This is a genomic window from Fervidobacterium riparium, from assembly GCF_025370035.1.
Taxonomy (GTDB): Bacteria; Thermotogota; Thermotogae; order Thermotogales; family Fervidobacteriaceae; genus Fervidobacterium; species Fervidobacterium gondwanense.
In genome coordinates, this window is sequence record NZ_CP009277.1 from 1489068 (window position 1) to 1515691 (window position 26624).

General features: G+C 38.4%; 23 protein-coding genes. 4 read left to right on the forward strand and 19 right to left on the reverse strand.

The window, feature by feature from the left end:
• Positions 1–23 precede the first annotated feature (23 nt).
• Both IB67_RS06980 and IB67_RS06985 read right to left on the reverse strand, forming a co-directional pair.
• Positions 24–2390, reverse strand: coding sequence for an ATP-binding protein (locus tag IB67_RS06980; RefSeq protein ID WP_339747718.1), 2367 nt, complete (start codon positions 2388–2390; stop codon positions 24–26).
• A gap of 17 nt (positions 2391–2407) precedes the next feature.
• Positions 2408–3475: a metallophosphoesterase family protein gene (locus IB67_RS06985; protein ID WP_339747721.1), complete on the reverse strand. Its 1068-nt coding sequence runs from the start codon at positions 3473–3475 to the stop codon at positions 2408–2410.
• 112 nt (positions 3476–3587) lie between these two features.
• On the opposite strand from IB67_RS06985, the gene IB67_RS06990 reads away from it, so the two are divergent.
• Positions 3588–4601 (forward strand): phospholipase C/P1 nuclease family protein, encoded by a 1014-nt coding sequence (locus IB67_RS06990; protein WP_339747724.1) that lies wholly within the window; start codon positions 3588–3590, stop codon positions 4599–4601.
• On the opposite strand, the gene IB67_RS06995 is transcribed toward IB67_RS06990, so the two are convergent.
• From IB67_RS06995 to IB67_RS07075, 17 genes are all read right to left on the reverse strand, one after another.
• Positions 4594–5883, reverse strand: a complete 1290-nt coding sequence (locus tag IB67_RS06995; protein ID WP_339747727.1) for an IMP cyclohydrolase — start codon at positions 5881–5883, stop codon at positions 4594–4596. The two genes, IB67_RS06990 and IB67_RS06995, sit on opposite strands and share 8 nt — an antisense overlap.
• 77 nt (positions 5884–5960) lie before the next feature.
• Positions 5961–6605, reverse strand: a complete 645-nt coding sequence (locus IB67_RS07000; protein ID WP_339747730.1) for an SDR family oxidoreductase — start codon at positions 6603–6605, stop codon at positions 5961–5963.
• A 24-nt stretch (positions 6606–6629) separates the two neighbouring features.
• Positions 6630–7949, reverse strand: coding sequence for a peptidylprolyl isomerase (locus IB67_RS07005; protein WP_339747733.1), 1320 nt, complete (start codon positions 7947–7949; stop codon positions 6630–6632).
• Between the two features lie 74 nt (positions 7950–8023).
• Complete coding sequence (locus IB67_RS07010) at positions 8024–9697, reverse strand: peptidylprolyl isomerase (RefSeq protein ID WP_339747736.1); 1674 nt, start codon at positions 9695–9697, stop codon at positions 8024–8026.
• On the reverse strand, positions 9694–11211 hold the full coding sequence (lysS, locus tag IB67_RS07015; RefSeq protein WP_339747739.1) for a lysine--tRNA ligase: 1518 nt from the start codon (positions 11209–11211) through the stop codon (positions 9694–9696). The genes IB67_RS07010 and lysS overlap by 4 nt, the downstream gene beginning before the upstream one ends.
• Positions 11212–11250: 39 nt before the next feature.
• Positions 11251–11721, reverse strand: coding sequence for a transcription elongation factor GreA (gene greA / locus IB67_RS07020; protein ID WP_339745679.1), 471 nt, complete (start codon positions 11719–11721; stop codon positions 11251–11253).
• A gap of 41 nt (positions 11722–11762) precedes the next feature.
• Positions 11763–12230, reverse strand: coding sequence for a transcriptional regulator NrdR (nrdR, locus tag IB67_RS07025; RefSeq protein ID WP_498875190.1), 468 nt, complete (start codon positions 12228–12230; stop codon positions 11763–11765).
• A gap of 34 nt (positions 12231–12264) precedes the next feature.
• Positions 12265–13188: a DNA-binding protein WhiA gene (whiA, locus tag IB67_RS07030; protein WP_424695448.1), complete on the reverse strand. Its 924-nt coding sequence runs from the start codon at positions 13186–13188 to the stop codon at positions 12265–12267.
• On the reverse strand, positions 13185–14162 hold the full coding sequence (locus IB67_RS07035; protein WP_498875191.1) for a gluconeogenesis factor YvcK family protein: 978 nt from the start codon (positions 14160–14162) through the stop codon (positions 13185–13187). Before IB67_RS07035 ends, whiA begins: the two co-directional genes overlap by 4 nt.
• Positions 14159–15007 carry an RNase adapter RapZ gene (gene rapZ / locus IB67_RS07040; protein ID WP_498875192.1) on the reverse strand — a complete coding sequence of 283 codons (849 nt, stop codon included), beginning with the start codon at positions 15005–15007 and terminating at the stop codon, positions 14159–14161. Before rapZ ends, IB67_RS07035 begins: the two co-directional genes overlap by 4 nt.
• Complete coding sequence (gene murI, locus IB67_RS07045; RefSeq protein WP_072759492.1) at positions 14964–15770, reverse strand: glutamate racemase; 807 nt, start codon at positions 15768–15770, stop codon at positions 14964–14966. Before murI ends, rapZ begins: the two co-directional genes overlap by 44 nt.
• 5 nt (positions 15771–15775) lie before the next feature.
• Positions 15776–16036 (reverse strand): cell division protein ZapA, encoded by a 261-nt coding sequence (locus tag IB67_RS07050; RefSeq protein WP_072759490.1) that lies wholly within the window; start codon positions 16034–16036, stop codon positions 15776–15778.
• Complete coding sequence (locus IB67_RS07055) at positions 16023–16274, reverse strand: hypothetical protein (RefSeq protein WP_072759488.1); 252 nt, start codon at positions 16272–16274, stop codon at positions 16023–16025. Before IB67_RS07055 ends, IB67_RS07050 begins: the two co-directional genes overlap by 14 nt.
• A 21-nt stretch (positions 16275–16295) precedes the next feature.
• Positions 16296–16808, reverse strand: coding sequence for a site-2 protease family protein (locus tag IB67_RS07060; RefSeq protein ID WP_245789580.1), 513 nt, complete (start codon positions 16806–16808; stop codon positions 16296–16298).
• Positions 16809–16940: 132 nt separating this feature from the next.
• Positions 16941–18299 (reverse strand): B12-binding domain-containing radical SAM protein, encoded by a 1359-nt coding sequence (locus IB67_RS07065; RefSeq protein WP_498875193.1) that lies wholly within the window; start codon positions 18297–18299, stop codon positions 16941–16943.
• On the reverse strand, positions 18271–19026 hold the full coding sequence (locus tag IB67_RS07070; RefSeq protein ID WP_498875194.1) for a type III pantothenate kinase: 756 nt from the start codon (positions 19024–19026) through the stop codon (positions 18271–18273). Before IB67_RS07070 ends, IB67_RS07065 begins: the two co-directional genes overlap by 29 nt.
• Positions 19027–19059: 33 nt before the next feature.
• Positions 19060–20556 (reverse strand): HD domain-containing protein, encoded by a 1497-nt coding sequence (locus tag IB67_RS07075; protein WP_072759480.1) that lies wholly within the window; start codon positions 20554–20556, stop codon positions 19060–19062.
• Between the two features lie 225 nt (positions 20557–20781).
• On the opposite strand from IB67_RS07075, the gene IB67_RS07080 reads away from it, so the two are divergent.
• The 3 genes from IB67_RS07080 to IB67_RS07090 all read left to right on the forward strand — a co-directional run bounded on the left by IB67_RS07080 (position 20782) and on the right by IB67_RS07090 (position 26623).
• Positions 20782–22602 (forward strand): ABC transporter substrate-binding protein, encoded by a 1821-nt coding sequence (locus IB67_RS07080; protein WP_424695446.1) that lies wholly within the window; start codon positions 20782–20784, stop codon positions 22600–22602.
• 140 nt (positions 22603–22742) lie between these two features.
• Entirely contained in the window at positions 22743–24122 is a 1380-nt protein-coding gene (locus IB67_RS07085; protein ID WP_072760573.1) for an ABC transporter permease, read from the forward strand.
• A gap of 14 nt (positions 24123–24136) precedes the next feature.
• Positions 24137–26623, forward strand: a complete 2487-nt coding sequence (locus IB67_RS07090; protein WP_498875195.1) for an ABC transporter permease — start codon at positions 24137–24139, stop codon at positions 26621–26623.
• Position 26624 lies beyond the last annotated feature (1 nt).

A 26624-nucleotide genomic window follows, 5' to 3' on the forward strand; every position in this document is an offset into this window, starting at 1 on the left:
TTGTTGTCGGCATTTGATTTTGATTAGATGTCGTACATTTTGAAATCACACGTTGTGCTATTTAGTCTTTCCAAAGTTTCTAACACTTCATCCTTCGCCGTAAAGTACACAAACTGCCAGCCTTGTTTGGAGAGTTCTAAGAGTTTCTCGAGTTGTTTGCTTAATCTGTATTTGTCGTATTTTATAAACGGGTCATCAAGTATGAAAAATGCCTTTTCTTGTCCGAAGAGTTGTTCAGCTAACGCAAGACGAATCGAAAAGTAGAGTTGGTCGTACGTGCCGGCAGATAATTGTTCCGGCTTTAAGACTTGGCTTTTTTGATCTTTTACAATAACGTCGGTTGTTTCAGAATTGTACATAAGTTCATACTTATTGTCTGTTAGCTCGTGGAATATATTTATCAATTTGCTATTTTCAAATATTGATGCTATATTCTCTTTTTCTTCCTTCTCAATTTCTTCAAGTATGGCAAGCGCTAATTTGTCTTCTTCACTCAATGTTCTAATCTTTTCGACGTACTTTTTTAGACCCTCTATTATTCTTTCCATATCTGAGATGTAGAGGTTGTTAATATCATCTACAGGAACACATTCATTTAATCCAACGTCAAGAAGCTTTTTAACAATATCTCTCATCTGGTTTTGTGCAAGGTTTTGAATCGTGATAAGTTTTTCGATCGTTTCTGATATGTTTTTGCACTCCGACTTTAACTTTTCTTCAGATAGACTCTGTAAGGATTCCATGTCTTTTTCGTTTAGCTTCACTGGGTAGGAAAATATCGTTTCAGCGGCTTCATTTAAGACATTTTCAAACGTTTCTAAGTTTTCGCTTTCAATAATTCTTTTTTGGTTCAGAATTCTAAGATTTTGCACAAGTTTTCCTCTAAGGTTTTCTTGTCTATTTTTTAATTTGTTCCGAAGTTCTATGTTGTTTTTTAATTCCTCTGTGTTTTCTACATTGAGAGAAAGTTTAATTCTATTTAGCTCTGTTTGTGCCTTGCTTATTGCTTCTATTAATTCAAGTTGCTTTCTTTCATAATCGTTTTTCTTCTTTTTCCACTCGCTTTCTTGAACTTCTAGTTCTGTTATTTCTTTTTCTAATTGTCTGTGTTCGTTTTTGAATTTTGAAATCTTTTCTTCCAACTGGGACTGCGTATCGAATGTTTGGAAAAATATTGTACCACCATGTTTCCTCAAATCCTCTTCTATTTTAGCTAAAAAATGTATTTGTTTCCTGTTGTTTGCAGAAAGTGTGAATGAGACAAGAGAAAGTATAGAAAAAGCGGTCATTAGGGAGAGTTTGAAAAACAGAGGGAGAGTATCAAATCTTAACAGCACAAGTACAGAAAATATAAGAGCAACTGTTAAACTGGTTACGGCAATGCCTTTCCATACTTTAACTTTTCTCTTAGTTTCGGCGCTTTTTCTCTCGTATTCATTTTTGTATTCGTCAATTTGCTTTTCCAGTTTATTAACTTCATCTAGCTTAATCTTAGATTCTCTTAACAAGCTTTCTTTTTTTCGAAGAAAATCTGCCACTGAGTTGAGTTTTTCAATTGCTTTTTCTGTTTCTGATTTGATAAATTGAAGCTGGCTTTCAAGATTTTTTATTTCGTTCTCTTGGTTGATGTATTTTTGAAGAGCTTCGGAAGAATAAATGCTGAGTTTGTCCATGTTTATTTCAATTGATTTTAGCTCTTCAAGAATGGTTTTACATTCTTCGTAAGCAATTTTTTTCTTAAGTTGGTTCAACTTCTCTAATTTTATTTCGCACTCTTCTTTTTGTTTTTTTAGATTGTGAAGTTTGGTTTCTATGTTGTCATATCCTCTTTGGTGTAGATCATTTAGTAACCTTTCAATATCCTCAATTGATTGTTGAGCAGTTTCGGCTTTTTCTTTATAGTTTTGTCCCTCTTTATCCTTAAGTTTCCCTGTTTCTGTTGTTATCGAGCTTTTCAATAGAGCTTTTTTCAGTTCTTGGAGCTTCGAAAGCTTTGTTCCTACCAGTTTTTCTGAAGTCAGTGAATAAAAATTTTTCTTTTCTTTCAGTTCCTTGGCAACGTTTAAGTCGCTGTTTCGAACGACTATGACGCCTCTTAATTCTTCATAGTGTATATTGAGAAGCTCTGTGAATTCTCCTTTGCTTACTTTTAATTCTTTTCCATCGTTTTCTATTATTAGATATCCTTCAGGATGTTCTTCAACTCTGTCGATACTATCGAAAGCTTTGAGGTATCCCTTTTTCTTTCCCAACAAGAACTTCACAATCGCATCTACTACCATCGTCTTCCCGCTTTCATTTGGTCCGTAGAATAGCGTAAAATTACCGAGCTTGTATGACTTGTTTTCGAGAGGTCCGTACTTTTTTATGTTTATTTCCTTTATTTTCATTCTTATCTCCCCCATTTCTATTTGATTTCCAAGAATGCATCAACAAATCTTTTAATGAGGGCATATCGTCGCTCTTCGCCTAATTCCTTACCATTTATTTTTTCAATGATTCTATACAGTAGTCTGTTGCTAGCAATTATATTACCTATATCTTTGGCATTAAATTGGAATTCGATGTTGTACGTTTCTACTAAGGTGTATATGTGTTTTGTTAATAATTGTTCTGTGATAGAAAATTTAGCTCCGTCAAAATATCCGGTTATGTTAACCAAAAGAGAGCAGTTACTGTCTACAAGTTCTTTTTGAACGGCTCTGTTGATCTTGTCAATTGGATTTTCGTTATCATCTATATTCAGACGCACTTCTTTTTCAATATAGTGAAATGAATTTAGTTCCACTGATCTCGGTTTTTCGCCTACTTCGATTACGTTAATTTTCCGCCTGCCTTTTTCTTTTCGAGATATTGAAACGGGTGAACCGGGATAGACAAAGTAACGATTCTCACTCTCTTTGACATCATACCGCGTGTGGAAGTGTCCAGCAAGGATGTAATTGAAGCCTAAGGAATCTAAGATTTCGAATGAAACAGGCATGTATCTACCCTTTTCGTAGAAGTCATTGGTGCTATCGTAAGCTTTACTGAGCAGTTCACCATGAAAGAGCAATATGTTGCATTTGTTGCTTTTTCTTTTCTCAGAAGCTTGCAGCAATCTCGCGTAAACTTTTTCGGGTGTTTGTAAACCGTCTTCGTAAGGTAATCCTATGAACACCACTTCCTCAAAATCTAATACTTCTTCGCCGTTTCTTATTACAGTAACGTTCTTGCCTAAATCCATGCCTTCCCTGTAAGCTTCTTTATCATGGTTTCCAGGTAAGATTACGACCTGTAAGTTGTCAAATATCTCCCTCAACCTTTCGTAAGTTTTTCTGGAGTCTTTGATAGAATCAAACAAATCGCCTACAATTACCAAAATATCGGCTTCTTCCTTCTTGAAAACTTCTACTATTTCTTTTAGCGCATCCCATCTGTGCTGGTATTTTTCATCGTCAGTTAAGTGGATGTCCGAGGTGTGAATTACTTTCATAATATCCCCCCTTACTCGCATCTTTTGAGTTTCTATAGGAATAAAACTGCGTTTTCAGTGATATAATAATCGCACAATATAATGCAAAAGAATTTAAGAAGGGAGATCATATATGAGACACTTATTTATTTCTTTACTTTTTTTAATTATACTACTCGTTTTCCAAATAACGGCATTTTCTTGGAGCTCGCACGGTGTTTTTACTTTTCTCGTTGTCACTTCGATCGATGGCTTTGATTATAGCAAGTTGGTGGAGATTTCAGAATATTCTTATTCTGAATCTCGAAATTACAAAGCCGGAAGGTACATTACTCATGACTTAGTCCAAAAAGGTGAAAAGAAGATTGATAGAGAAGACGACGTACTGCAAGAGACAGATATTGAGATTGTACCAGATTTGGTCCTTTCCGATGGCAAGATTCCAGTTTGGATGATTTTCTTAGTTTATTCCTCACTGCCGGATAATGGTATGGACTTTGTTGAGGACAACTTTCTTGCTTCTCTTTTCCTTGGAGAGACACAAGCAAATAGACATGGATATTTTAAAGTCTCGTTCTTCGAATATTTTGAAGGTGATAAGTCATTCTTGCATTTCTTAAGAATGTCGAAGAATGCTTTTAATAAAGGCGATATGTATTGGGGGTACAGATTCTTAGCTTATGCATTGCACTATTTAGAAGACCTGATGCAGCCGTATCATGTTAGACCCGGGACAGTTCCGGAGATGCTAACTTATCTGTTCGATGGAAGGATGAAAACATTTTTAAGAAATGCACATTTTGCTTATGATGATTATATGACATTTCTTTTATATTTCTCAAAACACAAGTATGCCTTTCGCGAGTTGGTTAAATCTACAAAACCATTGATTCTCCCTGTTTCAGATGATCAACTGATTTATGAGGCTATTGTTTACTCTTACACATCGTTTTTCGCGATACATGAAGAGATAAAGAAAGCGTTTGGAACAATTCTTTCCGAAAGAAGAGTTCGCATTGAAGACTTTCAAAAAGCCGAAGAAGAAGGAAAGCTCGATAATCTGTACAAATTAACAAAAAAGCTTGTGAGCGCGCTCACAAGCTTGGCTAAAGGAATTATTATTACGACCGTCCCAATTCCTAAATAGTGAAAATGTTTATCCCGTTTTCACCGCACATCTTTTTAAACACAGTATCCACCGGACCATTTACGTATACGTTTATTATCTTTACAGGCGTCTTTTCTAATATCTTTTCAAGAGCTTCTGTTGGACTTAGCAGGTCAACTTCGAATTTAAAGAATCCATCCTCTAATTCCGCGATGATGCTATACTTCGGCATTAATGATAACAGAAGTTGAGGTGCGTTGGAAACATTTACTGTTGTTCTTAAAAGTATGTTTTCTAACATCGATGCTGTTTTTATATTTTCAAGGTTATCTAACGATTTTAAGTAAGAGTACGTTATTATCTTCTTATTTTTTAGGCTTTCTCTTGCAAAGTCTATGTCCTCTATTTCCTCACAGGCGATAGTCTTGAACGTACTTTCCTTAAGTTTCCTTGCAATGTCGTTTGTCAACCTTCTGAGCACAACGGTTGTACCTGTTAAATCGCACAACCTACCACCTGAGTTTCGTATGTTTACCATAGAAGTTGGTGTGGAATCGTTGAAACCGACTATAAGGCTATGGTCAAGTGAAACAACGATGGCGCCCAATGTGATAGCTAACGATTCTGATGTGTGCTCACTGAGTTTTATTAATTTGTCATCAACTTTGTCAAGAACCTCGTAATCTACGTGTGGATTGGAAAATCTTTCGAACGTCATGTGTTCAAATTTTTCCGAAGCAAACAGCTCAGATAGCACTCTATGGATTGTCGCATCGTATTTCATAGTATAGTAAAATGCTTTGAGTGCCAAGATTCTTCTATCATGCAACTGCACGTCTCCACATAAGTCAAGTGATTTGATAATTTTCTCGTAGTCTGCCGGATCACAGACAACGACAACGTTTCGATGGTTTTTTGCTGACGCTCTCAGCAGTGCAACTCCACCGATGTCTATGTTTTCGATGAGCACGTCCTCGTCTCTTGTTTGTTTTTGAATTTCTTCAAATGGGTACAGATTAACAACTACCATATCTATTGGGGTTATGTTGTGCCTTTCAAGGTCTTGTATGTGGGATTTTTCGTCAAAATTTGCAAGTATTCCTCCGAAAATGAACGGATGAAGAGTTTTGACCCTGCCTCCCAATATTTCTGGAAACCCTGTTACGTCAGATACTTGCTTGACATTTATTCCAGATTCAGAAAGGAGATGAGCAGTTCCGCCAGTGCTGATTACTTCAACACCTCGTTTCTCAAGTTCCTTCGCAAATTCTACAATACCTGTTTTGTCCGATACGCTTATCAATGCGCGTTTGATATTCATCCATCTGCCCCCCAGTAATGAGTCGCTAACTATCATTTTGTCTTCTTACTAACTAATAGATAAACCGGAACCATTCGTCACCATTCAATAGTATTTCCTTGGTAGTCCAAGAAAACTCCCGTCTTGTTAAGCTTTCGTATTATACTAATTATACCCGATGCTGAGTCCTCAGGCAATATCGGAGCATTTTCTCCTCCCATATCCGTCTTTACCCATCCGGGATGCATAGAAATAACGTACATATTTTTCAACTTGTGAGCCATCAATTTCGTAACCATATTGAGCGCTGCTTTTGAAATCGAATATGGCACGGAAGTCGTGCCCCCGGTGTTCGTGATGCTTCCAAGGATACTTGAGATATTGACAATTTTTGCACCATCTTTCAGCTTGTTCAGCTTGAAGCACTCTTGGATAAGCATATAGGGACCCATCGTGTTGACTTTGAACGACAATAGCATACCTTCTTCAGTGACATCTGGAAATCTTTCCTCAATAAGTATTCCTGCGTTGTTTATTAAAACATCAATAGGATCGTTTATCTTTTCAGCAAATTCCGATATAGAGACAGGGTTTGACGTATCGACTCTTAGAACTGTTAGGTTAACGTGTTCAATAGGCATGGATGTTCTGATGCCCGCAGTAACTTTTTCGCCTTCTTCTAACAATTGTTTTGTAATGGCAAGCCCTATACCACGATTTGCACCAGTTATAACCCAGTGCATCATCACACCCCCAGTACCAAAGAATTACTCTTCTTTATAATTTGGATTCTCATTTTTTAACTGTTCAAGATATTTCTCTGCTGCTTCATCGTCTCCTAAAACTTTATACATCTTGTAGAGATACTCAAGAGCGGTTTGTCTAATTAAGGAATCTGATGAACGACTCAAGCTTTCCAATTCCATGAGGTTGTTGTATATATATTGCATTACAGAGAGTGTGTCTCCATTTTCAATGTAAGAAATAAGTATTTTGGAAAGTTCGACGTTGTATTCAATTGACACCTTTTCTGAATTATCGTACTGCCTTAACCTTGCCAAGATTAAGAAAGATTTGTTGCCCAAATCATAGAGTTTACGGATACCATTTTCGTATTCTTTCGAAAATTCATCTTGAAGTTTTGCGTCCTCTATAACAGTTAGAATCGCAGATATGGTCCAAGGTTCTTCAGTGGTTAAATTACCGGTGGAGTCAAACACATCTTTAATGTGCTGGCTCAATATTTCTTCAGCTGGAACTCCTCGGACTATCTTTGCCCAGATTTCATACTCTTTAGCAGCGACGTAGTTAACCTTCTCACTATTGACCTTTTCTTCTATGTATTTTTGGAACTTATTCTGTGAAAGGTTTGATTGAACTTCCGCATAGAGTGGAGAATTTTTGAATTTCTCAAAGGTTGAAAGGTCGTTCAAATTTCTTATGTAGAAAACAAAGTTCCCATTTTCTGTCGAGTGTAGTCTCACTTTATTTTCGTACTTGCCAAAGAGAATGTCTATGAACGCATCTCCTGTTTCTGATTTTTTCAACCCTTCATATGTATCTGTTTCATGTGTCGAAGTTTCTGGGAGAGACTCCAATGCTTTTTCAAAACCCAGTTTTTGCGCCAGTTCGTAGAATGAGGTCGCTTCTTCTTGTGTTTCGAAAACAGCGTAATCAAAGTCAACATATTGTTCTTTCATGATTTCTTCACGATTTTCATCATAATATGCTGCCATGTCCTCATCACTAACTTCTGAATACTTTTCTTCAAATTCTTCAATGTTTAGTCCTTCCTTTTCTGAAAGATACTTTATAAATCTATCTCTCAAAATTTGGTCTATTACCAACGCTTTAACGTAGGGTTCTTCGAAAATGTGATCGAAAGAACCGTAATAGTCAAGATATGCTTGGTAAATAGCTTCAACGTCGCTTTCTGTTATTTGCGAACCTTCAAGTGCTTTTCCGTCCTTTTCTAAGTACCCAACAATTTTAACTTCATTAGATTGTTGTTCAGAAAGAGCAATGACGGGAAACAAAACAACAGACAAAAGTACTAAAAATGAAAACACTCTTCTCAGATTAAACATACACACACCTCCAGATTTTGAAGTAGTAGCTCAATAAATAATCCCCCGCACTCCTTATGCGGGGGATTTTTTAATTACTTGTTATTCTGTGTTGTCTGCGTTGCTTCGCTGGTTTCTGTTTCTTTTTGTTTTATCATGTCTTCAAGTTCTTTCTCAGCGGTTTCGAAGTTAATACTGTAATCAGGTTTAATCTCTTTAAGTTTTGCAAGGTACTCCTTTGCCGTTCTTGGATCATCGAGTTGTTTGTTCATATCGTATAGCTTGTAGTAAGAATCTGCACGTATCTTTACATCTGTCGAAGTGGATTCAGCAAGGTCTGCGAAACCTTGATAAATTTCAAAGAGCTGGTTCATTACGTAGTATGCTCCACCTACTGAGAGGTATGGTTTTATTTGGTCATAGAGCTTTGAGTAGTAATCATATGCGATATCTTTCTTTTCAGGATAGTATTCCTTCATTCTTCTTAATATCTCGAGCGAAGAACCTTTTATTTGGTCGTATATGGACTGAACGATCTTTTTCTCAAATTCTTTGACATCTGCTTTTACTACTTCTAATGCTGTGTCGGTGCTTGCTGCGATCCTATCAGCAACTACTATGAACGCCGCTTTTTGCTCATATGGAAGATCCGTTCTAACACTTTCATCTTCACTGAAAAGTTCTTCATACAATTTCTTGTAAGCATTTAATAAACCTTTTTCTTCAGAAGATAATGCAGTATACCAGGTCTTGTAAACCGGATCGTTAAATGCTATGTCTACCTTGTTTTCTTCTTTCCATTTGTTTAAATTCTCAGCAAATTTCTTGTTTTGTAATTCTCCGAGCACTTCACTGTAAGCGCTTGAAGCCTTGAAGCTGTCAAATGTGTCGACTTTCTGCACACTCTTTACATTAAAAACGAAATATGTCTCATTGTATGGGAACGAAACGATGGTTGATGTTGCATCGAATATTTGTGATTCAAGTTCTTCTGGCAGAGTACCCTTCGTAAGTGTGTAATCTGTGAACGTAACCGATGCTTCAGAAGCAGCAGCTGTTATGCCTTTATCCATTGCGAGTGCAACAAAATCCTGCATCTTTTCTTTTGTATCAAATGTAGCGTATGCGACTTCCGCTTTTGTATATTTGGTGATTACGTCTTCCTTATTCTCTTCGTAGTATTTCTTCATCTCTTCATCAGAAACTGCGCCGAGTTTATCTTTAACAGCCTGGATTGTTAGTTCTACTTCCTTTTGAGCCTTGAATTCTTTTTCGTAGTTCGATATGCTTCCGTACTGTGTCTTAATCTGCTGAGATTTTGTTTGGTCTTTCTTCACTGCGTCTATTTCTTTTTTCACTTCTTCTTTTACTTTGGCTGGATCAGCTTTGATCTTATTTTGTTCGGCGTAGTAAAGTATAACTTTCTTGTTAAGTAGGTCTACTGCTACAAGCGTTTTAACATATGGCTGTTCAAATGCTGGATCCAATGTTGGATTGTTGTACTGTGCAAGAAGGTCACCGTATGTCTGTTCAACTTCTTCTGGGAAAATCCAATACTTTTCGTTTTTCACTGGTGTACCGTCTACTGTCAGGTACCCGACAGATTCTTCAAACGTTCTTTTTGCTTTCTTTGCACTGGGTGAGTAGTTAACTGCCAAAGCCCAGAGTGCTATACCTGCGATAAATGCGATAGCTATAACCCAGATGAAAATCTGTTGCCACTTGCTGATAGTTTTCCTAAGTTTTACGTCTTTACTTTCCTTGCTCATCTTCTTTCTCCCCCTTCTTTTGCTTCCTCAGAAATTTCGATTTCTTCAATATCTACATCGCCTTCAGGCCTCACAAGCGGAAATGCTATGACGTCTCTGATGTTTGCACTGTCTGTGAGCAGCATAACAAGCCTGTCTATGCCAATTCCCAATCCACCTGTTGGTGGCATTCCGTACTCGAGAGCCCTGATGAAGTCTTTATCCATCATGTGTGCTTCCTCATCGCCAAGGTCTCTCAATTTGAGTTGGTTCATGAACCTTTCAAGCTGGTCAACAGGATCGTTGAGCTCACTGAATGCGTTTGCCATCTCTCTACCGTAAATTATTAATTCAAATCTCTCCGTAACTCTCGGGTCTTCTCTGTGCTTTTTCGCAAGCGGTGAAATCTCAACTGGGTGTTCCAACAAGAACGTAGGCTGCACGACCTTGTCCTCAACAAGGTCCCACAGTTTTTCAATCATATGGCCTCTATCGTTTATGTCTATCTCTACACCTCTTGATTTCAGGAACTCAGCCATTTTTTCGTCGCTATCTTCGAGAATATCGATGCCCAAATTTTCCTTGATGAAATCGCGCATCTTAACTCTGCGCCACGGTCTTGTGAAATCTATTTCTTGTCCTTGGTATGTGATTTTAGTCGTTCCGTAAAGCTTCTCAACAAGGTATGTGATGAGTTCTTCTGTAAGGTTCATCATATCTTCGTAGTCGGCATATGCTTGATACAGCTCAATAGACGTAAATTCTGGATGATGCTTGTAAGAAATACCTTCGTTTCTGAATATTTTTCCTATTTCGTATACTTTATCAAAACCACCGACGATAAATCTCTTCAGATGGAGTTCAGTAGCTATTCTCAAGTACATCTCGATATCAAGAGCGTTGAGGTGTGTGATAAAGGGCCTTGCTGATGCACCGCCAGTCAAATATTGTAAAATAGGCGTCTCAACTTCAAAGAAACCTTTTTGTGTTAAGAATTCTCTTATCATTCTTATTATATCAGAACGCATCCTAAATCTCTTTATTGTCTCATCGTTTGCGATCATATCAACGTATCTTTGTCTGTAAAGTATTTCCTTATCTTTTATTCCGTGCCATTTTTCTGGCATTGGTCTGAGTGGTTTATTGAGCAATTCGAACTTCTCAACAAGGATAGTAATCTCTCCGGTATTACTCTTAAAAACGACGCCTTCTACACCTATTATATCGCCCATCGTTATATGTTCTTTGAAAAATTCATAGTTTTCAGTTTTATCTTTTCTTACGTAAGCCTGTATACGACCAAAAGTGTCCTTTATGTGGAAGAACGCACTCTTACCGTGTTCGCGGATGGACATGATTCTTCCAGCTGTCGATACTTTTTTGTCTGTGACTTCACCATTGGCTAAGTGTTCGAAATCTTTTTTTATTTCCTCTGTTGTGTGTGTTTTGTTATATGAATAAGGATACGGGTTGATTCCAAGCTTCCTGATTTCTTCAATTTCCCTAATTCGCTGCTCCCTAAAGTCCTTTAACAAGATAAATCCCTCCTATGAATTTACTAATTAAAGACGAGATTATTCGGCGGTTATATCCATTATCTGGTACTTCACTATGCCTTTTGGCGCTTTAATCTTTATCGTCTGGCCCTTCTTAGCACCGTTTATTCCTCTTCCGAGAGGTGAATCTATGCTTATCTTATTTGCGAAAATATCAGCTTCCTGAGGATTGACAAGCTGTACTTTCATTTCGCTACCGTTATCAAGATTCTTGAGAAGGACCCAGTCTCCCAATCCCACAGTTGAAGAGTCAAAGTTATCGCTTATTATCTCTGCGTTCATAAGCATCTGTTCGAGTTCATTTATCCTTGAAGCTATTCTTCCCTGCTCGTTTTTTGCTTCTTGATATTCGGAGTTTTCTGACAAGTCTCCTAGCTCTCTTGCCGCTTTGATTCTCTCAGGAATTTCAAACATGAGTTGTCTTTTTAATTCATCGAGTTCTTGTTTGAGTTTTTCATAACCTGCTTTCGTGAGTTTCACTTTTTCCATCCGTAAATCCCTCCTACGCGCTCTTTCGCATTTTAAAACTATTAGAATTTACTTTGATTCTCGTTTCTAAGTTCTTTAATGACTTCTATGAACTGATCAATTTCCCTGAAATCTTTGTAAACAGACGCAAATCTCACATATGCAACTTGGTCTATTTTCCTCAGTTCTTCCATCACTATTTTCCCTATCAGTTCAGTGCTGATTTCTATCGAGCCACTTTTTTGAAGGGCGGAAACTACATTATCAACAATTCTTTCTATATCTTCAGTTGTGACTGGCCGTTTTTCAAATGCTTTCAACAGTCCGTTTAAAATTTTCCTTCTGTCGAATTTTTCTCTTCGACCATCTTTTTTTACAACGGTTATTGGACCTGTTTCGTATCGCTCGTATGTGGTGAATCGCGCATGACAATTTGGACATTCGCGCCTTCTTCGAGTGGCTCTCCCTTCGCTAAGTTCTCTGGAATCTAAAACTCTTGTATCTTCGTAACCACAGAATGGGCATCTCACTTACCTCACCACTCTTGTCTGTATTTATGCTTTTTTATACATCCTTTTCTTTCACAAGATTATCAAGTTGATCGTATATCTTCATCAATTTCTTCACCTTTGTGTACACCATGCTTTTTGTAAGCGGTGGATCATATAATTCGCCAATTTCTGTAAGTGATAATTCTTCGTTTTCTAATCTCAGATGAGCAAATAGTCTTAAATCCTCAGGAAGATTTTCAAGCCCGACAGTTTCTTTGATCTTGTTTATAATCTCTATCTGCTTTGCGTTGCTTTCACCAGTTCTTTTGGCATTAGCGCTTAAAAAATTAAGCGTGCGGTTTATATCCGCCTTTATTTCTCTTGATGTTATTATCTTTTCCATGTGAGCGGCTGCCCTTATAGCTCCCATCAATTCAAACAACTCTTGTATGTCTTGTCCGCTCTTGAGGTAGTATCTATAATTATACCTCAATTTTGTGATATTACCATACACACCAAGAATTTCATCTAAGCTATTTTGGATATAATACAGCAGCTGTTCGCTGTACGAGACGATCTCAAAATGGTAACTTCTCAGCGGATCTGTCACAGAACCAGTTGAAACAAACAGCCCACGCAAAAATGCCCCAAAAAGACCTATATCTTTTTCTATGCCTTCCGGAACAGCGATGATTGAAATCTCAAGTTTTTCAAGAATGTCAGTAGGGATAAAAATCTGCACTCTCTTTCTTTGTAACCGGTTTTTGATTAGTGTAAGTTTTTTCTTGTCTGTCCCAAGTGTATGCATTAAATTCATTATTCTACGAGCTGCTGGAATAAATCCGACTTCTAATGATATATAGCTATCAACAGAAGTTTTTACATATGTTCCCCTACCTTTTAAATAACCACTAAGCTCAGCACGAGCTTCCTCGATGCTGAGTATTTCGACTTGGCACAATTCACCTTTAACTTCCTCCGAAAACGTGTATTTCACATTGTCACCTCTGATTGCACTTTATCAATATTTTCTATTTTGGCTGTGAGCAGATTAAAAATAGCATTTGCTACTGCGAAAGAGTCATGCCTTATCCTGTGCTCTGTCTCGTAAAGTACTCGTGAAAAGTGTCCAACGACAAGTCTTGTGTCATCGATGTCAATCTTTACGGGATACGAGCTCTTCTGTGCATATCTTTCAAGTACATTAGATTCAGGCGGTAATGAATGTATTATATAATCTAAATTTGTACCAAGATATCTCTCTATTTCATAAACGTGGTCTTTCAATGTATAACCTTCTGTTTCACCTGGCTGAGTCATTATGTTGCTCACATAAATCTTCAAGGCTTTCGATTTTTTGACTGCGTTTGAAAAACCGTCCACCACAAAGTTGGCGATGATACTTGTATACAAACTTCCCGGTCCAAAAATAATCGCATCACTTTCGACTATTGCGTGCTCAACTTCAGGATTGATTTCAACAGGATCTTCAAGCGTTAACTTTCTTATTTTCTTTCCTGAGCTCTTGCAGTATTCCACTATATTTGTCTCACCGCAAATTTCTTGGCCATCTTCAAATACAGCCAAAAGCCTTGCCATCTTTAACGAGACTGGCAAGACTTTCCCTTTAATTGCCAAAATGTCTGATACTTTTGAAATGGCTTCGGTAAAACTACCAGTCATCTTTGTTAAAGCGGCCAACAATATATTTCCAACAGTGTGTCCTGCCAAAGATCCGTTTTCAAATCTGTAGTTCAACACTGCGCTAAGTATGTTTTCAGAACTTGCCAGTGCAACAAGATTATTCCTGATATCACCAGGTGGTGGAACGTTTAGCTCTTCGCGAAGTATTCCTGAACTTCCGCCCTCGTCGGTTATAGTAACAACCGCGGTTAGATTGCAATCAAAATTTTTAAGCCCTCTCAGTAGTGTAGAAAGTCCAGTCCCTCCGCCTACAGTAACTATCTTCATCCAAGTGCCACATCCCTATGCTCAACTGTTGTCTCGTATCCTGCATTTTCAAAGGCTTTTGATAATTCCTCAGCAAAGTATACAGACCTATGACGTCCCCCTGTACAGCCTATAGCAACCGTGATTTCTTTTCTGCCTTCGGTTCTGTAACGGGATATAGCAAATTCTAAGATGTTTTTGATCTTTTCTACGTATTCTTTTACCCCATCAATGTTTCTTAGGAACTCTTTCACTTCCTCATCGCGTCCATCTTTTGAGCGAAGTTCTTGAATATAGAATGGATTTGGGAAAAATCTTGCGTCAAAAACAAAATCGGCATCCAACGGTATGCCGTATTTGAAACCAAAGCTTATTACGTGCACGGTGAAACCAGTTGGCTTTTTACTTTCAAGCAACATCGTAAGCTTTTCACGAAACTGATGAGGGTTGAGTTGAGAAGTATCTATAACGATATCGGCGATATCGAAAACATCTTTCATCATTTCAATTTCCAGATCTATTGCTTCAGATATGGAAGTTGTCTGTTTAGAAAGTGGGTGAGAGCGTCTGGTGTGCGCAAAGCGTTGGATAAGGATTTCCTTTTTAGTTGTGAGAAAGACAATCTTCGTGAATGGATACCTATCTTTCACATCTCTTATCGCTTTAATAACATTGCCAAACATGAAACCTCTTACGTCGATAACTATTGCAAGCTTTTCAACACTTGGTATTACAATACTTGCAACTTGATAAACAACTTCCGGTGGAAGATTATCTATGCAGAAAAAACCAAGATCTTCAAGAAGTCCAGCGGCGGTTGACTTACCCGCTCCCGAGTACCCTGTCAATATCACAAGCTCTTTCAAAGTAGATCACCTTCTGTTCAAGTTGAGACACCTCTAAGTGTTTGACTTGGTATGGGTGCCTGAACCCTATTTTCTTCAATTTCTTTTCAAACTCCTCAGGGTTTCCAGTAACATAAAATTCTACGAAAGGTTTTCCACTTCCGACAAGATGTATCACTTCTCTCACCATCTCATCGGCAGGATCTATGATCCTAACATTTTCCATAACCCTTGATATTATGTCTTTCAAGAAAGGAAAATGCGTACAGCCCAAAATTAGCTCATCAGGTTTAAATCTTCTGAAAGGTTCAAGATAGAACTTTACAACAGCCTCTACCATATTTCCATAAAAGATACCTTCTTCAACGAGAGATACGAACAACTGAGCTGGTCTTTGCGATACCTTTTTGCCTCTCTCTTCCAATGCATGTTTGTAGATGCCACTTTGAACTGTTGTGTGAGTACCTATGACTGCAACGCGGTCATATTTAGATGCGTTAACGCCAGCTTGTATTATACTGTGGTATGGTATTTTGAACGCGTGCCTGTATTTTGCTAACGTTGAGTCAGACGTATTACAAGCGGCAAATATCCGCTCGACTTTTCGTTCCACCAAAAAGCCGATTATTTCACGGCTAAAAGTTTCTATTGTCTCTTTTGATTTCGTACCGTATGGGGCACGAAGGGTATCCGCTACGTAAATATAATGGGCCGGTAGCGTCTCAATTAGCTTTTTTAAAACCGAGAGACCACCAATTCCTGAGTCAAACAATCCAATAGTCATCTATCTTATCTTCCCTCCAGAAGCTTTATTTTTTCTTTTACTCGCATGTATAGTTCGTCAATTTGTCTTTGTGAGTTGTATTCTTGTTCAAGCAGGTCACAGACGATTAACACCAAGAGTTCATCAAAAGGAATTTCTTCGTAAAGTGATCTATAAGTCACTTGAAGTTCTCTGAGCCTCTTTTGTACATAATCTATCAATTCATCAGAACCGTCAGTGGCGAACTCATAGTCTTTTCCAAAAACCGATATTTTAACTTTCCTCATGTTCGCTCACTTCCAATATCCTCATCAGGTCTTTAACCCTGACGACCAATTTGTTTATTATTTCCTCATTGTTCCTGAGCAAACTTTCCAGATGATTCTTTTCGCGCTCCAACTCACTTATCTTCTCAATAGCTCTATTGAGCTCATTCCAGAGCTTTTCATTTTCCTTCTTAAGTTCCGTATAACTCGTAACAATACCTTCAACCAATCTCTCGAGTTCTTGCGCTTTTTCATTCATTATACCACGCCCCCTTGCGTTTTACCAGTTTCCAAAAACAATATAGTTTGTAACAGTTGTGATAAAAATGACTAACGGCTGCATTATCAGTGGCAAAATCCACAATACCAGTAGTCCAAGCATAAATATAATACCATAGACATTGAATTTTATGTACCATTCGTACGATTTAGTTGGAAGAAAAGCCAAGAGCAACCTTGAACCATCGAGTGGTGGTACTGGGAGGATAGAGATTAACCCGTAAGTGAAACTCCATAAAGACGCTCTGTATAAGACATCAAAAAATACGGGATTAGCAATCCGTGCTAAAAAACCATACAAGAATGCAAGAACAAAACTTGAAAGTATTCCGAACGAAGCATATGTGAAGAGCTTTTTCTTTCTCATCTTTGTAAAATCTATGAACGGAGCTCTCGTCCAGCCGAAGTTAAAAAATATGAATGCGAAAATTCCAACAGGGTCTATGTAACGAAATGGATTCAAGGAAGGCAATGTTTTTCGGCTTTCCTTAGGTGTTAAAAAATTATAGAACAAGCACCGTAATATCTCTCGAGGTAGGCTGATCAGAACGTAAGCAATTAGACCGTACAGTAAATTCTTAGTAACGGAAAGAAATAATTCTTTCAGAGAATCCCCCTCCCCTTTACATGCTTCTTAATATTTCAATTATTTCCAGCCAAGTTCCTGTTTTTTATTCTTAGCATATTCTTTTACTTCGTGGATTTGTTCGTATGTCATATTATTCCACCAATAAGGCAAGACAGTATTGTTAAGTAACAAGGGATCTTCCAAACCTGTTAACCTTCCAGAGTTCACCAAATCAAGCCAAATATCTGTCCCAACAATTGGCGTAAACTCATTTACGGAGAAATCAATATCGACCGAGGCACAAACATCTATTGCATTTGTAACATCTTCTGGCGACTGTCCCGGCAGATTGATCATTATATACGCGCTCACTTCATTGTGCGTAAATCCGGCTTTGTGAAGAATTTCTGAAGCTCTCACGAGATCTTCATCACGCACTTTTCCGCCAGTGGTTATCTGAAGTTTTCCAGATGTTTCATACCCAAGCTTTATAGTTTTAAAATTCGCTTCGTAAAGCAAATGCGCAGTTTCGTCATCAAGCAATCTTGCATGTATGCCGTTTGGAAGATGGAATCTTAGACGCTTATTCAATCCTTTTTCTAAAATCAACCTGAGAATTGGTTTAAAATGTCTTTCTTTACTTATTAGAATCGCATCATCAAAGAAAACTATATCTTTTACGCCATGCATTTGCGAAAAGGTTTCAATCTCTTCTATAACCTTCTCTGGACTTTTGAATTTCATCTTTTCCCAATTTCTGTGTGCTATACAATAAGTACATCTGTAAGGGCAACCAATCGTCGTCAAAAGCACTACATAACCGATTCGTTGATAAAGTTCATAAGCTGGTGAGAGTTCAGTAAACCAGTCAATATTCGTTTCAGGGATGTTCCAGTCCAAAACATCGTTTAAAAATCTTGGCAAAAACCTCAAATCAGTTTTTGTGAAAATGTAGGCTCCTGAGTTCAATGCTATACGAGGTTGATTTCTGACAAAAAAACCGCCGAAGAATACTGGCACGTCGAGTTCTTCTTTTATTACCCTTATCGTATCGAAATAACCGGGATACCAGTAAGTCAGTGTAGAAGTTACAAAAGCTGAGCCTACTTCTCCTCTATGCTCTCTCAAGATTTTTCTGAATAATTCTTCAGGCATTCCGTATCTTTTGTATCTTCTTGGCATGAAGCTAAGAATTTTTGGTTTTGGTATGACCGTGTGTGGAAACTTACCAGTTCCATAGAACTTATCTCTTGGCACGGTCACTTCACTTTGGAGTAAAGGATCATATCTATTCATCAAATCTATTAACTCAACTTCTATGCCGAGCTTTTTAAGAAAACTCCCAACATACAACAAACCTACCGGTTTGAGCCAAAAGTCGTAAGCTGCAAAGTCCTCTATCCAAGGATTAACGAGTAGGATTTTTCGTTTCCTCATAAAAATAGTACATCCCTTTCAAAGTCAGATCTTTATCGACTATTCCTTCGACAATATCTTTCACAAAAACAGACTGACCGCCCGTATGAATTATAACTGGCTGAGTCTGATATTCTCTCACAATGTTTTCGATAACGTATTTAATAGCTCCCACGGTTGCATTAATTGTTCCTATTTGTATGTTTGATTCTGTATCCTTCCCTATGAACCCTCTGTATGGTTTAATTTCGACAAGAGGTAACTTAGCTGTACCCTTGAAAAGTGCATTTATCATCATTGCAAAGCCAGGTAATATCACACCACCTTCATACGAACCGTCTTTGATAACTTCGATAGTTATTGCTGTACCGTAGTCAATGACGATACAATTTTCTCCATAGTCTTTGTAAGCGGCTATGACATCGGCAACCCTATCAGCGCCAATTTCCTTTGGATAAGACACATTCCACCTTATTTTATCGTAGCCAAGTGCGCTGACGAAATATACCTGCCCGTTTCCGTACTTTTCTGCAAAATACTCAAAAATCACGTTCATAGAAGGCACGACAGAAGAAACAACAATAGGAATGTTTTCAATATATTCTTTGTAAAAGCTCTTCAAGAATGCATACAGCTCATCTTCTGTCTCATAGCGTACCGTTGATAGTCTATATTTCTCAAATTCCTTGCCGTTTCGAGTTAAGGCAACCGTTGTATGAGTATTGCCAACGTCAAAGAGGAGGACCATTTAACCAACCACCTTTTTCAAGATTTTTCCAACTTACCAGCGAGTTGTTATTTCCATAGTTGTCTCTGGCAAGATTTTGTATTTTTCAAGAATTTCCCTTATGTCTTTTGTAACATAAATTCTTATTATTTGAATAAGATTACTCTTCATGAAATTATATGCGGGATATGAACGGACGTACTCTTCAAAAGTCATGAGATGATGTTTCTTGATTATGTATATATTGCTTCTCAAAAATTCTTCCGGATGCACAACTGTGAGTTTGTATGGTGTATCGATTCTGAATATCTCATCGAAATTGCTCATGACATGTTTTATAACTTTCTTGTCCTCTTCATCAGCTATTTCGATTGCTCTTTCAAGCCTTAAACGAATCTTTTGGAGCAAGTCGCTTGCGATTCCTTGACTCACCAATGTTGGATCTACACCCTCAATGGAAAACGGCGTTTCCAGAACAACCTTCCAGAGATTTCTCGATTTTAATCTTTCGATGATTTCATAAGCCATGACTATATCAAGTTCAAGTGGTTGTAGATCGATTTCATACTTTAACAGTGCTTGCTTTGTTTCCTCATCTCCACCGTACTGCTGGACAAGGTTGTAAAAGTTGAATATCACTTCATTGATAATTGTTTGGTCTGTTAGATCGAGGAAAGTTTCCAAATTTGGCACTCTTTCATCTAATCTGAGTGCTTTGTAAGAGAGATCCAAAAGTTCTTGTATCATCATATCTGCGGCTCTGGAAGTCTTATGAAAATAGACATTTTTGTACATCATAAATCTTCCAAAAAGTATTGTATAAATTTCGTCCACAACTTTTGAATCATAGGCCAAAATTTCCTTTCCATCGCGTTCAACTATCATTGAGTTGCGTATCAGCCTATCTATTGCACCAGTGCCAAACCCTCTTGTTCCGGCATAATATGAATCCCTCAGCACAAAATCTAGCCTATCAGCACCGAGTGGTCCTTGGACAATAGCGAAATCTATTGTTCCAGAACTCTCTCCTTCATATACTTTGATTATCTCTTCCATCAATTGTGCGAAGTTCTCTGTCATATTTTCGGAAATCTGCCCGAGTGTTATTTCTAAGTCTTCAACTATTGCTCTCTTTAACTGAGAAGGGGCCTCTTCATACTTTCTTGTCAATTCTTTTGGAAAATATTCTCTCAGGAGTCTCATCCTAAAATCATCATGTCCATCTTTGAAGCCCAACCTTTTGTAAACAACATCATCGAATTGATGGCTAAAAGGACCATGTCCTATGTCGTGGAGCAAACCGGCAAGGCGTAAAACTCTTACTTTGTCAGGTGTGTCATATAGATGCTCAGCATAAACACCGGATAAGTGCATAACACCCAAGGAATGAGCGAACCTCGTATGCGTTGCGCCTGGATACACATATTCAGCTCCAACAAGCTGACTAAGATATCTTAACCTTTGCATCGCTTTGGTGTCTATTGTTATTATTTCAATAGGGTACAGCATGATTTCCGAATAAATTGGATCGCGAGAAACTTTGTAATACACACCCACCACCTCCAATTCACGCTTTTATTTTACCACAAAAGTTGGAAATATAAAAACGTAATGCAATAATTCTTGCTATTTTCTGTATAATATTGTTTGTTCAAGTAAACATATTTGCATTACGGGACGAATTTGTAGTATAATATCACTGTACCAAAAAAGATACGGCTTTGTAAAATTGGGGGGCTACACCGTTTCCACACCATTTAAAAGGAGGGGTTAGCTGTGAAGAAGGTTCTTGTAGCACTTTTTGTATTGGCAGCACTTTCGCTATTTGCAGTTCAGATCAACTACGGTATATTTGCTGACCTAACAACCACCAACATCTGGAACTTGCTCGGTTCAGGTTCTTCCTCTTGGAACTTTGCGGTCCAACTTTGGAAATATCCTTCACTGCTTGGCATGAACAAAGAAGGTCAACTCATTCCATCCGCGGCCGCTGAAATTCCAAAAATCGTTAAAGAAGGAAATATGTACACAGTTACGGTGAAGCTGAGAAAAGACATGCGCTGGTCGAACGGTGCTCCGTTTACAGCAGATGATGTTGTTTTCACATACTCGACAGTTAAAGAAATGGAAATTCCTGGTGGAAACTGGGGCGGAGCGTATGAGCCAGAAAAAGTAGAAAAAATAGACCAATGGACAGTCAAGTTCTACTTCAAAGAAAAGAATACAATGACAATCTACTATGACACGCTCATGACAGCTATTGTATGCAGCAACTACTGGAAGCCAATTGTTGACAAGGCAAAGAAACAAAAAGATCCAGTTCGGTGGCTGCTTTCGCAAGAAGTTATCGACCCAGGTATAACAGCTCTGAACCTTGGAAAAGTTGAAAAAGGCGCATTTGTACAAGTTGTAAAACAAATTGCAAACGATAAATATTGGAGCTATGGAGAAAAGAACATATACTACAAAAACGGAGGATTCTCTATAGTCAATCCAAAGACAGGTTTCAAATGGTCAACAGACAACCCGAAACCAGCTGGAGATGTCGCACTTGAAGTTGTAAACGGTCCATTTGTTGATACGATCGTCTACAAGATCTACGGTAACAAACAAGTTGCAATCCAGGCGCTTATCGCAGGTGACATCGACTACATTTTCAACCCGGTTGGATTGACAGCAGGAGAAGCGGAACAACTCAAAGGGCAGAAAGACATAAAGGTTGTCTCCAACCCACAACTTGGCTTCAGATACCTCGCATTCAACATGAGGAAATTCCCAATGAACGTGAAAGAATTCAGACAGGCGATAGCTGCACTTATCGACCGCGACTTCATCTGTAACCAAGTTCTCCAAGGCAGAGCGATTCCACTTGCAACGCCAGTTCCACCGGCAAACAGCTTCTGGTACAACTCAGCCGTGAAGACGATTGGTGAAGGCTTGAGCATGGGTGAAAGATATCAACTTGCAGTCAGCTTGCTCAAGAAAGCAGGGTTCAAATGGGATACAGAACCAGTTATAGATCCAAAAGATACGAAGAACCCAATTAAAACGCCTGGTAAAGGCTTGAAAGGTCCAGATGGAAAGGCAGTACCAACAGTCACACTTATGTCACCTGGTATGGACTACGACCCAATGAGAGCACAGACAGCTATGTACATCGAACAGTGGGCAAAAAACATCGGTATTCCTCTTAACCTAAAACTCACAGACTTCAACGAAATCGTCACAAAAGCATTTGATGATGTTGACTTTGATATGTACATGCTTGGTTGGGGTATCGGAAGAGTTCCAACATACTTCAAATCATTCTGGCATAGCTCAGAAATGGCACCAGAAGGCTTCAACACACCTGGTTACAACAACCCAGAATTCGACGCACTTGTCGAAGAATTTGAATACGCTGACACATTTGAACAGGCAAGAAAAGCAATATTCGAAGCGCAGAGATTGCTTGCTGAAGATCTTCCATACATAATCCTCTTCACGAATCCAATGATCGAAGCATACAGAACATCGATCAAATTCCCATTCGACAACATGCTTGATGGTATACAAGGTTATTATGGATTCCCAGAAGGAGTAAGAAAAGTTCAATAATCGTCATATAGTTTGAAATTTTTAAAAGCGAAATTGAATACGTTACTGTCCCCCCGTTCAGGGGGGACTATTAAATGAAAGGATAACAAACGTCCTCTAACGACTCTTTAAAAGATAATAGACAAAAAGGAGAGGTGAAGATGAGCGGTCTGGAGTTGTTTATATTCGCTGTTCTTATCCCTGCAGTAGGTGTTTACTTTTCGCTATGGAAGGGTAAAAAGCCGAAAAATTATATTTTCTTAGCAATCAGTATTTTATTGTACTATGGTGCACTTTTCAACATTAAATACCTTTACCTTTTCAGCCCAAGATTTAATTTTATAATCGCACCAATCGTCTATTTTTATGCATTTGACTTACCGGGATTGGCGAAGTTCATTCGAAACAGAGTTGCACAAATAGTGTTGTTACTTGTTATATATGTAACACTTGTCTTCTTTATCTTCCTTGCCATGCCAGGTGACTATACTACTAAATTTTTGGATCCAAAAATCATGAGAAATCCAGAGATGTACGAGAGAATTAAAAAGATGTTCGGAGTAGATGACCCGTGGTATGTTAAGTACTATAAGCACATGAAGAATTTCTTTAACTTGGAAATGGGAATATCGTTTAGCGAATATCCAAAAAAGGTTGAAGAGATAATTGCAGAGAGATTACCACGAACATTGTTCTTGTTCTTGGCAAGTTCTGTTCTTTCGTTCCTTTTAGGGTTTGACCTTGGAAAAAGAATTGCATGGAAACGAGGTGGTTTGGTAGACAAGGCTGCAACGTTTGTAGGTATAGTATTCTGGACAATATTCACCCCGTTTTACATGCTCATAATAATATGGCTATTCGGTGTTACATTAAAATGGTTCCCGCTTTCTGGATTCATAACCCCATCAAAATGGTTTGATGCTCCTTTCAGTGCTCAAGACGTATTCTTGAAGCTTTTGTGGACTGAACTCTTCTTGTTAGTAATGTGGATACTTGGTGTTGCGGTTGCTTCTAAACTAAAAACTATTAAGGCGAAGAAAACAGCAATATGGTCTTTTGTCGCGTTAGGTATTGTTCTGGCGATACTGTATTGGGCAACTAACAAAATGGGAACCTACGCTCTCGATATAGTTTACCATCTCGCACTTCCAGTCATAGCGCTTGTTACACTGCACTTTGCTGGTGATATGTTGGTCATGAGAGACACGATGCTCGAAGTTATTAAAGAAGACTACATAACAACAGCCCGAGCTAAAGGCTTACCAGACAAAGTTATCAGAGACAAGCACGCAGCAAGGACAGCACTATTACCTCTCATGACGAGCTTTGTCATCGGGCTTGCATCGACTGTAAGTGGTGGTGTCATTACAGAAACGATGTTCTCTTGGAAAGGTATGGGACTTACCTTACTTGAAGCGACCACATCGCAAGACACACCACTTGCAATAGGTTGTCTTGTCTTTACAGGTGTTCTCGTACTCTTTGCCCACTTGGTTGCCGATATATTGTATGCATTCTTAGACCCACGAATCAGATATTAAGTGAGGTGAGGATAATGGCTCAAATAAATAATAATCAAGCACGCGAATCAATTGCAAAAATCAAGTTTAAACTATTCATAAAGAATTTCAAGAAGAATTGGGCTCTATTCAGAGAAAGCAAGATGGGAATGTTCGGTCTTTGGGCAATAATAGCATTCGGTATATTCGGCGCACTCTCTCCGATTGTACTAAATATCCTTGACCCAAACATTTACGATCCAGTAACGGGGCTCGATTCAAGGATACTATCGAGTAAATACATCACAGATTACCTTTCAACTCAAAACATCGTAAAAGGTATAGAAATACCAACAGCGCAGATATGGGTCTATTCATTCATGGATAAAGGTGAGGCATTTAAAACTTCAATGGAAAATGTAGCAAGAAACGCGCAGTACGATATAATGACAACGTACGCACCTGACAGTATGAGGCATTTTCTTGATACTATTGCCGACAGCTATATACCCGCAAAGGAAAGACTTTACTTCCAAAATGGTTTATCTGAACTCATAAACGCTGGATTCATAAAGTTCTCATCTATCACTTCCCCAAAAGATGTCGGAAACAGGGACAAATTTTCGTTCCAAAATTTCTCAGAACTTCTGCAGAAGATAGATCATAAAACTTTGGCAATCGCACTATCTCCTTATGTTGATAGCGATGAAGTTTCAAGAGTCCAACTGTGGTACAGAAGTCTTAATAGGGACAATGATCAAGCTGTGGAAGAATTTAACTCAGCTCTCTTTGGACAGTACAGTGAGGATGAAGTAAAAGACGCTCAGCAAAAAGTAATTGAAATAGCCAAGACCATCGCAGGTGGCGATACGACTGCGCAACTTTACGTACAATCAGACCAACAACTGGCCGAAGTAATAGAGAACGGTATCGTCAGCGTTTCTGATCTTGTCAACAGTGCCGTGTTTAGATTACTTCCAGATATTTTGGTTTTGGCAAGAGAAGATGAAAAACTTTTGGAACAGCTTAAAAATTCTAAATTTTCAAACCTTATTGAGATATCTGAGAAAAAGTTATCGAATTTAGATGACAAGAATATATATGACCAAGCCTACAAGAAGGCAAAGACAGAAATTGAGAACATAGAAAATGAAATGAAGACTATAGGAATAGAGCAATCATATGATGATGTTGAAAAGTTTTTAGAAGTATACGCTGGTATGGTTCTGGCAAAGGTATCTGTGGATATTGATGTAAGTACAAGGGCAAAGCTTGAAAATCAAATTGCAGAGTATTCAGACACAGTTCATACGGGTTTCATCTATGAGCTCAACGATATATTCAAGAAGATAGCAATTGCAAGGACCATGATGTCTAAACTCTTGAATGATGAGAATGTACCAGACGTGTACGAAAGGCTCGGAAGTGAAGTGATAAAAGTTCTATCTGACCCAGTTTCATCTTTGATGGCGTATGCTTTTGGAGGTACGAACAAACTTTCCAAAGTTATAACAAATATCGAAAACTCACAACTTGACGATTTCAGAAGATACGACATAGTCGAGAAGCTTAAGGAATACGAGAATAAAGAACCTATCGAAGCAGCAAGTTTCTTAATAGGCGAAGGCGACATCAATGAGAACATATATCAAAGAATGATCGATGAGCATAAGATGAATCTGAATGATACTTCCAAATGGGATGAAATATCGAACAAGACAATTTCGAGTTTAGTAAGTAAGAAGACGACTTGGAACAAAGAATTTGCGGAGAAGAAGCTTGTAGAATTATTCAATACATTGTCTCTCACTAATAAGATAGGTGTCGGTCATCCGCTCCCACCGAGCAGATGGCACTGGCTTGGTACGGATCCAGTTGGAAGAGACATATTCGTACAATTGATGGTCAGTACTCCGAGCGAATTTGTTCTCGGTGTTCTTGCAGCACTCATAACCGTTGTAATCGGAACTATCATAGGAACTGCGGCGGCGTACTATGGTGGAGTTGTTGATGTAATATTCATGAGGATTGCTGATATAATGATGCTTTTCCCATCGATAGCATTTTTAATAGTTCTTTCTGGTTTTATGACGATGAACTTATTCAAACTGGCCCTCATACTTGGTTTGCTCGGTGGTTTTGGTGGAATCACGCTTGTTTTGAAAGCACAGGCACTGACAATCAAAGTGAAACCATATATAGACGCTGCAAGAGTTTCAGGTGGTAGCCATGGATACATCATATTCAACCACATAATCCCAAACGTAATGCCACTTTCATTCCTCTACATGATGTTCAACGTTACAGGTGCAGTCTTTTCAGAAGCTGTGTTGAGTTTCTTCGGATTGATGAAAGTCAGAATGTCTTGGGGATTGATGATAAACACCGTTTGGAGTTCTGGATACCTGGGATCAGGTAACATCGGTGCTTACTGGTGGATGTGGGTACCAGCTGGCGGTGCAATTACGCTCTTGTGTTCAGCCTTCTACTTCCTCGGAAGAGGACTTGAAGAAATCGTAAACCCAAGACTTAGGAAGAGGTGAT

Excerpts from the sequence above, each read along its gene's own strand:
- IB67_RS07070 (WP_498875194.1), bottom strand. The coding sequence starts at position 19,026 with ATGGTCCTCCTCTTTGACGTTGGCAATACTCATACAACGGTTGCCTTA.
- IB67_RS07090 (WP_498875195.1), top strand. The coding sequence starts at position 24,137 with ATGGCTCAAATAAATAATAATCAAGCACGCGAATCAATTGCAAAAATC.
- IB67_RS06995 (WP_339747727.1), bottom strand. The coding sequence starts at position 5,883 with ATGAATATCAAACGCGCATTGATAAGCGTATCGGACAAAACAGGTATT.
- IB67_RS07005 (WP_339747733.1), bottom strand. The coding sequence starts at position 7,949 with ATGTTTAATCTGAGAAGAGTGTTTTCATTTTTAGTACTTTTGTCTGTT.
- IB67_RS07085 (WP_072760573.1), top strand. The coding sequence starts at position 22,743 with ATGAGCGGTCTGGAGTTGTTTATATTCGCTGTTCTTATCCCTGCAGTA.
- IB67_RS06990 (WP_339747724.1), top strand. The coding sequence starts at position 3,588 with ATGAGACACTTATTTATTTCTTTACTTTTTTTAATTATACTACTCGTT.
- IB67_RS06980 (WP_339747718.1), bottom strand. The coding sequence starts at position 2,390 with ATGAAAATAAAGGAAATAAACATAAAAAAGTACGGACCTCTCGAAAAC.
- greA (WP_339745679.1), bottom strand. The coding sequence starts at position 11,721 with ATGGAAAAAGTGAAACTCACGAAAGCAGGTTATGAAAAACTCAAACAA.
- IB67_RS07000 (WP_339747730.1), bottom strand. The coding sequence starts at position 6,605 with ATGCACTGGGTTATAACTGGTGCAAATCGTGGTATAGGGCTTGCCATT.
- murI (WP_072759492.1), bottom strand. The coding sequence starts at position 15,770 with ATGACTATTGGATTGTTTGACTCAGGAATTGGTGGTCTCTCGGTTTTA.
- IB67_RS07010 (WP_339747736.1), bottom strand. The coding sequence starts at position 9,697 with ATGAGCAAGGAAAGTAAAGACGTAAAACTTAGGAAAACTATCAGCAAG.
- IB67_RS06985 (WP_339747721.1), bottom strand. The coding sequence starts at position 3,475 with ATGAAAGTAATTCACACCTCGGACATCCACTTAACTGACGATGAAAAA.
- IB67_RS07065 (WP_498875193.1), bottom strand. The coding sequence starts at position 18,299 with ATGAGGAAACGAAAAATCCTACTCGTTAATCCTTGGATAGAGGACTTT.
- IB67_RS07035 (WP_498875191.1), bottom strand. The coding sequence starts at position 14,162 with ATGAAGATAGTTACTGTAGGCGGAGGGACTGGACTTTCTACACTACTG.
- IB67_RS07050 (WP_072759490.1), bottom strand. The coding sequence starts at position 16,036 with ATGAGGAAAGTTAAAATATCGGTTTTTGGAAAAGACTATGAGTTCGCC.
- IB67_RS07055 (WP_072759488.1), bottom strand. The coding sequence starts at position 16,274 with ATGAATGAAAAAGCGCAAGAACTCGAGAGATTGGTTGAAGGTATTGTT.